Annotated in this window: 4 protein-coding genes; 2 read left to right on the forward strand and 2 right to left on the reverse strand. The window is 69.8% G+C overall.

The annotated features are described in order from the left end of the window. Nucleotides 1–404: glycosyltransferase family 9 protein (locus IQ216_RS12690; RefSeq protein ID WP_304523988.1), on the forward strand; the 404-nt coding region annotated here is incomplete at its 5' end. Nucleotides 405–524: 120 nt separating this feature from the next. Beyond that, nucleotides 525–1,715, forward strand: coding sequence for a hypothetical protein (locus IQ216_RS12695; RefSeq protein ID WP_193815765.1), 1,191 nt, complete (start codon nucleotides 525–527; stop codon nucleotides 1,713–1,715). Here IQ216_RS12695 and IQ216_RS12700 read toward each other — a convergent pair. Together IQ216_RS12700 and IQ216_RS12705 are read right to left on the reverse strand one after the other, a co-directional pair. After that, nucleotides 1,690–1,977, reverse strand: coding sequence for a hypothetical protein (locus tag IQ216_RS12700; RefSeq protein WP_186696985.1), 288 nt, complete (start codon nucleotides 1,975–1,977; stop codon nucleotides 1,690–1,692). The genes IQ216_RS12695 and IQ216_RS12700 overlap by 26 nt on opposite strands. Continuing rightward, nucleotides 1,977–3,389 (reverse strand): HlyD family secretion protein (locus IQ216_RS12705; RefSeq protein ID WP_193815766.1); only part of this gene is annotated, 1,413 nt, incomplete at its 5' end. The genes IQ216_RS12700 and IQ216_RS12705, both read right to left, overlap by 1 nt.

Here is a 3,389-nt window from a genome sequence, read left to right on the forward strand (position 1 = left end):
GCCTGGAAGGGCTGCGGGCCCGCTGTACGTTGCTGCAGTTCGGGCCCGATCGCCACCAGGCGGACCCATTGATGGCCCCTGGGACGGAGGAGCTGGCCGCCGAGTCCGATTTCGCCGCCACGGCGGCACTGGTGGCACAGCTGGATCTGGTGATCAGTGTGGATACGGCCATGGCACATCTGGTGGGGGCGATGGGCCGGCGGGGCTGGCTGCTGCTGCCGTTCAGCGCCGCGCCGCGCTGGCTGCGCCACAGGGCCGATACGCCGTGGTATCCGAGCCTGCGGCTGTTCCGCCAGCCTCAGCCGGGGGATTGGCAGGCAGTGGTGTGGGAGGTGCTCACGGCGCTGCGGGATCGCGGTGCTGATCTCGGAGCGGAAGTTGAACTTAAAGCGGGCTGCAGCTGAGAAACAAGCCAGACAACCACCGGAGAAACCGGCCGAGCAATGGACACGGAAAACTGTTCCCGTTGGCCGAATGATCCCGGTCAGTCCCTTTACGATCCGAGCCCTGGCTAGAGGTCTGGAATGTCACTGTGGAGCCGGCTATTGCGTCGCCTCGGAGTGGACAGCGGGGACGGTTTGGCCAGGCCGCCGCTGGACACCCTGGTGGATGATCCGCGCCTGACGGCCACGGGTCTGGACTCCACGCCTCGGATCACCCCCTGGTCGGTGGCACGGCTGGCCGGCATCTTCCAGGCCTACGAGAGCAGCGGCTCGCCGGAAGCGCTGGCGGAGGCGCGCCTGGCTCGCCAGTGCCTGTGTCAGTTCTGGCTGTCGGCGCCGGTGGACCAGCTGGAGGTGCTCTACCGCTCGCCGATCGGCGAGTGCTACCGGGTGCTGCTGGCCGGTCGGCTGGCGCGGGAAACGCTGGTGCAGCAGGAGCAGGCCTGGAAGGATGCCCTGGCCCACCGGCTGACCAGCGCCTTTGAGCGGCCCGAAACCGCCAATGTGCTGCTGGCGGCGATGCCCTACTTCCAGCCGGGCAAGATGCGCGTGGCCGATCCACTCAGCCAGGTTCCCGACTGGCTGCAGGAGGACTACGCCCGTCTGTTCGATCCACAGATGCTGCAGCGGCTGTGGCAACCGGCTGCGCTGCTGAAGCCGGCCGGGCAGGCCTATGGCCGGGCGCCCAGCCTCGGGGTGAACCCTGACCGCCATGGGGGTCCTGCCCCCCGGCGCGAACCACTCCCCCAGCTCCCCCAGCTGTCATCGCGGCGCGGCGGCGAAGCCCTGGAGCTGGCCCAGAGCGCCGACTTTCAGAGCCGCATGAACGGCCTGATCAACCTGCATGTGATCGATCCGGAGGATCGGGCGGTGCAGCAGGAGCTGGAGGAGCTGCGTCTGCTGCTGGGACAGATCTGGCTGGATGCGCCGGCGGAGCAGCTGGAGGCGCTGTACCGCAGCAGTTTCGGAAGGTTGTATCGGGACCTGCTGGGCAGCGGATTCTCCGCAACTGTGCTCAGCCCGGACGACCGCCAGCTGCGCAACGCGCTGGCGCCACTGGTGGCCGACATGAGCCAGCCGAGGGCGACCAATGCCTTGATGGCAGCTCTGCCCTTCTACCCCCCTGGCCGGATCGCCTTCGGGGGCGGGGAGCAGCACCTGCCGGTGTGGCTGGTGCGGGAGATCTCCGGCATCTATGGCCAGCAACCCCAGACCGACAGTTCGCAGGCGGTCAGTTCGCAGGCGGTCAGTGGTGGAAGTCCTTCCACATGAGCCAGTAGGCGAGGCCGGCCAGGGCCGGCAGCAGCACCAGGGGGAGCACCACCAGCAGGGTGATGGGGCCAGCGCCGGCACGCAGCATCCCCAGGGCGATGGCGAGGTAGAGGCCGAGCAGCAGCGCCAGCTGGCCAGACCGGCTGCCGAGCGCCGTGCCCAGCCGCCGCCAGCGGCGGCGCCGCTGCACGCCGCGCTTGTCGGCAGCCGGCACGTGCTGCCACCAGGGATGCTGGCGGGGGTCGTCGTGGCCGGGCGCCATCAGCGCAGCCGCTCGAGGTTGCGGCGCTGGTCTTCGAGGAAGCTGGTGAAGATGTTGATGAAGCGGCGTTCGCGCAGCTTGATGTCAGCGGTGAGGGTCATGCCCGCCTGCAGCGGCACCTGCTTGCGGCGCAGGTCGATGGTCTGGCGCTCAAGCCGCAGTACGGCGGGATAGAACAGGCCTGAGGCCTGGGTGCCGAGCACTCGGCTCTGCTCATCGGCGGTGAGAGCATCGGAGGCGATGCGCTGCACCACGGCGGGTATCGTGCCGAAGTCGCCGGCCTCGAAGGCCGCGATCGAGAGCTGGGCGGTCTGGCCGGGCTGCACGAAGCCGATCGCGGTGTTAGGCAGATACACCTTGGCCTCCAGGGCCTCCTGGGGCACCACCTTCATCAGCGACTTGCCCACGGCGCTGCTGTTGGTGCCGGTGCCCTGGGCCACGACGCTGCCCGGACTCACCTCGATGTCGAAGACGGTGCCGGCGGCGGGAGCGGTGAGCTCGCCGAACTGGATCTGCTGGCGGGCCAGCTGGACATCGCTGTCGAGCTGGGCGATCTGACGCAGGTTCTCCTCCACCTTGCGGCGCAGCTCCACGCTGGTGACGGCGCCGGTGTTCACCAGCGTGGACTGCAGCCGGGCGATCTCGCGCTGCTCCTGGGCGATGCTGCTCTCGGTTTCMTGCACCCGCTGACGGGCCTCCAGCAGCTGCACCTCGCTGGCGKCTCCCTCRCTCACCMGNCCCGCGAAGCGGTTGGCGATGTTGCGGTAGGTGGCCAGGGTGGCCCGGAAGCCGGCGTAGCGGGCTTTGGCCTTGGCGAGTTCCTGGCGGGCCGCTTCGCGGCGGCTGGCCAACTCTTGGCCCTGGCTGGCCAGTTGCTGGCGCTGGTTGGCGGTGAGGGCGGCCGTGGCGGCGGCGTCGCCAAGGGTGGCGGCGGCGATCTGGTTCTCGTTCAGCAGGCGTTCGCGGATGCTCTCGGCGGCGGCCAGTTTGCTGCGGGGTTCGCGCAGGTCGAAGCGCACCAGGGGCTGGCCCTGGCTCACCTGCTGCCCCTCCTGCACGAGCACTTCCTCGACCACGCCGGGCACGGGAGCATCGATGCGGCGGGTGGCATTGCCTGGCTCGAGCTTGCCCTCCACGGCAACGGTTTCGGCCAGGGGGGCGGTGATGGCCCAGAGGCCCAGCACGGCGGTGGTGCCGATGCCAGCCCAGATCATCACCGAGGAGCCGCGCCGCTGCTTGCGCAGCAGCACCGTCTGGTTGAAGCTCCATGAGGGGGCCAGGCCCTGCGGGCGGGGCGCCAAGGAACCGCCGAAGGTGGTGGGCGCGTCGTTGCCGGCGAGGGAGGTGGGCTCGCCGCCCACCAGGTCAACGCGCACGGGATCGATCGGCGCGGCGCCGGCTGCGCCGTTGTC

Origin of the sequence: Cyanobium sp. LEGE 06143, from assembly GCF_015207535.1 — a bacterium.
Classification (GTDB): Bacteria; Cyanobacteriota; Cyanobacteriia; order PCC-6307; family Cyanobiaceae; genus NIES-981.

Coding starts and splice junctions, on each gene's coding strand:
- IQ216_RS12700 (WP_186696985.1), bottom strand. CDS start 1,977: ATGGCGCCCGGCCACGACGACCCCCGCCAGCATCCCTGGTGGCAGCAC.
- IQ216_RS12695 (WP_193815765.1), top strand. CDS start 525: ATGTCACTGTGGAGCCGGCTATTGCGTCGCCTCGGAGTGGACAGCGGG.